Origin of the sequence: Acinetobacter sp. YH12251 (assembly GCF_013417465.1) — a bacterium.
Lineage (GTDB): Bacteria > Pseudomonadota > Gammaproteobacteria > Pseudomonadales > Moraxellaceae > Acinetobacter > Acinetobacter amyesii.
In genome coordinates, this window is record NZ_VPDZ01000044.1 from 1 (window position 1) to 3,347 (window position 3,347).

The 3,347-nt window shown below is 47.4% G+C and carries 4 protein-coding genes; 3 read left to right on the forward strand and 1 reads right to left on the reverse strand.

Annotated features, from left to right (window positions below; translation table 11 throughout):
• The first annotated feature begins 144 nt into the window (after positions 1-144).
• The 3 genes from sul2 to FTV27_RS16875 all read left to right on the forward strand — a co-directional run bounded on the left by sul2 (position 145) and on the right by FTV27_RS16875 (position 1,821).
• On the forward strand, positions 145-960 hold the full coding sequence (sul2, locus tag FTV27_RS16865; protein ID WP_001043260.1) for a sulfonamide-resistant dihydropteroate synthase Sul2: 816 nt from the start codon (positions 145-147) through the stop codon (positions 958-960).
• A gap of 86 nt (positions 961-1,046) precedes the next feature.
• The gene (locus FTV27_RS16870; RefSeq protein WP_071830581.1) at positions 1,047-1,295 is read left to right on the forward strand and encodes a phosphoglucosamine mutase; all 249 of its coding nucleotides are present in this window, start codon (positions 1,047-1,049) and stop codon (positions 1,293-1,295) included.
• A gap of 61 nt (positions 1,296-1,356) precedes the next feature.
• Positions 1,357-1,821, forward strand: a complete 465-nt coding sequence (locus FTV27_RS16875) for an ATP-binding protein (RefSeq protein ID WP_071830580.1) — start codon at positions 1,357-1,359, stop codon at positions 1,819-1,821.
• Positions 1,822-1,894: 73 nt separating this feature from the next.
• On the opposite strand, the gene mph is transcribed toward FTV27_RS16875, so the two are convergent.
• Positions 1,895-2,782 (reverse strand): Mph(E)/Mph(G) family macrolide 2'-phosphotransferase, encoded by an 888-nt coding sequence (mph, locus tag FTV27_RS16880; protein WP_071830579.1) that lies wholly within the window; start codon positions 2,780-2,782, stop codon positions 1,895-1,897.
• Positions 2,783-3,347: the final 565 nt, after the last annotated feature.

The window sequence follows — 3,347 nt, forward strand, 5'->3', positions numbered from 1 at the left end:
TGTTCCATTTTAGAGATTTGTTTAAGATAAGATATAACTCATTGAGATGTGTCATAGTATTCGTCGTTAGAAAACAATTATTGTGACATTATTTCAATGAGTTATCTATTTTTGTCGTGTACAGAGATTATTATAGAAGCCCCCATGAATAAATCGCTCATCATTTTCGGCATCGTCAACATAACCTCGGACAGTTTCTCCGATGGAGGCCGGTATCTGGCGCCAGACGCAGCCATTGCGCAGGCGCGTAAGCTGATGGCCGAGGGGGCAGATGTGATCGACCTCGGTCCGGCATCCAGCAATCCCGACGCCGCGCCTGTTTCGTCCGACACAGAAATCGCGCGTATCGCGCCGGTGCTGGACGCGCTCAAGGCAGATGGCATTCCCGTCTCGCTCGACAGTTATCAACCCGCGACGCAAGCCTATGCCTTGTCGCGTGGTGTGGCCTATCTCAATGATATTCGCGGTTTTCCAGACGCTGCGTTCTATCCGCAATTGGCGAAATCATCTGCCAAACTCGTCGTTATGCATTCGGTGCAAGACGGGCAGGCAGATCGGCGCGAGGCACCCGCTGGCGACATCATGGATCACATTGCGGCGTTCTTTGACGCGCGCATCGCGGCGCTGACGGGTGCCGGTATCAAACGCAACCGCCTTGTCCTTGATCCCGGCATGGGGTTTTTTCTGGGGGCTGCTCCCGAAACCTCGCTCTCGGTGCTGGCGCGGTTCGATGAATTGCGGCTGCGCTTCGATTTGCCGGTGCTTCTGTCTGTTTCGCGCAAATCCTTTCTGCGCGCGCTCACAGGCCGTGGTCCGGGGGATGTCGGGGCCGCGACACTCGCTGCAGAGCTTGCCGCCGCCGCAGGTGGAGCTGACTTCATCCGCACACACGAGCCGCGCCCCTTGCGCGACGGGCTGGCGGTATTGGCGGCGCTGAAAGAAACCGCAAGAATTCGTTAACTGCACATTCGGGATATTTCTCTATATTCGCGGTTCAGCAGGCATGTCCCCTTTGAGGGCGACCCGACGACAGGATAATCGACCTTATGGTGCGCAAATATTTCGGCACAGACGGTATTCGTGGCAAAGCCAACGAAGGCGCGATGACGGCGGAAACCGCCTTGCGCGTCGGCATGGCGGCTGGCCGTGTCTTTCGTCGCGGTGACCACCGCCATCGTGTCGTGATCGGCAAGGATACGCGCCTGTCGGGCTATATGCTTGAACCCGCGCTCACAGCCGGTTTCACCTCGATGGGCATGGACGTATTCCTTTTTGGCCCGCTGCCGACAACGTAATAGGAAGAATAAACGCCCTTTTCACCCAAGTCCAAATTAATTTGCCGATTCCATAATCAGGGTGTATTACAATTCCATAGAGTTTTTCAATCCAGGTGGTTTAGCTGATAACTTAACGATTGATCAGCTTCTTCGTGAAGATTACTCGCCATGGGCGCGCAATAAAAGGATATCTGCCACGTTCAAAGAAGCGCATTTTATTGAAAAATATGGGTCAGGCATCAAACGAATCCAAGAAGGCTTCGCATCCTATGGTCTGCGTCCCCCTGTCTTTGAAAATTTCCAGCACGGTTTTCGAGTTATTGTCTCATCAAAGCTACTTTTCGAATCTAATGAGGGAGTAAGTGAGGGAGTAAATCTACTATTTAATCAGATAAGAACTAATCCAGGAAAGCGTGCACCATTTTTAGTAAACGAGCTATTAGTTCCTGTCAAGATAGTAGAGCGGTGGCTCAAAATCTTAAGAGATGATCATAAAATCGAGTTTCGAGGAGCTCCTAAAAGTGGAGGATACTGGCTAAAATAGAAATCAATGATACTCTTAAGTGGCACCAATCGAACTCCTATTTTAGCATTTAAAAAAGTATCCTCACATCATTTTATTGAACAATACCTAAGGCTGCTCTGGCGGCATTGATATGATTATCGTCGTTGCACTCTACCGCAAAAGCGCCATATGCTAATGGAGCTGCAGCAGCCCTCTCTATAGATTGTTCGTAGAGCCTATCCCATATCGTTCCGCCTTGTTTAGCATACTCCGTTATCAAACTCTTCAGGCTATCCTCTCCAAAAACCGATACGTGACCAGAAAAGTCCAGTGCAGGATCACCCATATGCGCAGTAGACCAATCTATGATACCAGAGGTCTTACCTTCCTTCGAGGTTAAGACATGCCCTGCATAGAGATCGCCATGGATGAAACAAGTGAATTCAGGCCACAAAGGGTCATTGTCCAACCATCTACGGTATCTGTTTTCCAACGGCTCGCTGATACCTATCTCAGATTTCACCAAGTGGATACGGTCAGCTATTTCGGTCCTCAATTCACTTGGAGTCATTATTTTCAAGTTGCTCTTTCTCACATCGTCAGCTGTAATACGATGTAATTCGGCCAATGATTTTGCCAGAGACTCCACATAAGCTATGCTATCGCGATCTATGTTCCAAGAAACCTCATGTGTTATCGCATCGAATGTCAGAGCAGGCGCATCCTCCAGTAAAGGGTAGGCTATTAGGCGCTCCGATACAATTTTCCAATCAGGGACATTGATCGACAGGTTTCTTTTGGCTAAATCCAATATTCTACTTTCATTTTCGATTTGTTCAAGCATATCGCTTCTTCGAGGTATACGGAGTACCCAGTTCTCACCGTTTACTTCCTTTACAAAGGCAACTCTAAAGTCGATGCCCATCTCATTGACGCTCATCTCTTCCGAAATTCTCAGCCCATGCTCTAGGGCTAATGTTTGCATATCTTCGATTGTCATTTCTATACTGTTTTCTTTTATTAAATTGGTACCAGTTCCCCCGACAGGACATTCTGAATGTCATATACAGGTGTAACACTTTACCCATATTCTTTTCGTATGGATAACACTTCCCATCAGGGAACAAAAATCTGATACATGAATTAATTGTGAGACAGTAGACCTACTGTCGCATTGAAGCCATCTCGGCGACTATTTGATTAGGAAAACCAAGGCTTTGCCATCATAGCCTTATCATAGAAGTATAACATAGTTGTAAAGATAGAAAATTATTTTTTATTCATCCATGATGTTATTATTTTATAATAACATCATCTAAACATGTCCTGTCGCTCTTTTGTGCTGTGATATTTCATACCTATTAACTGCTTTCGTTTGAATTATACGACGTTCTACTCACAATAGGGCAAGGGTTACTCATTCCGTAGGATGCGGTTCACGTATAGGAAGAATAAACGCCCTTTTCACCCAAGTCCAACAGCTTTGGACCGCAGTTGACTCTTTCGACACCCCTGCGATGCAACCCAATCCGGCTGACGGGGAGCCAGCAACGCTGAAAATTTAC

Excerpts from the sequence above, each read along its gene's own strand:
- sul2 (WP_001043260.1), top strand. The coding sequence starts at position 145 with ATGAATAAATCGCTCATCATTTTCGGCATCGTCAACATAACCTCGGAC.
- FTV27_RS16870 (WP_071830581.1), top strand. The coding sequence starts at position 1,047 with ATGGTGCGCAAATATTTCGGCACAGACGGTATTCGTGGCAAAGCCAAC.
- mph (WP_071830579.1), bottom strand. The coding sequence starts at position 2,782 with ATGACAATCGAAGATATGCAAACATTAGCCCTAGAGCATGGGCTGAGA.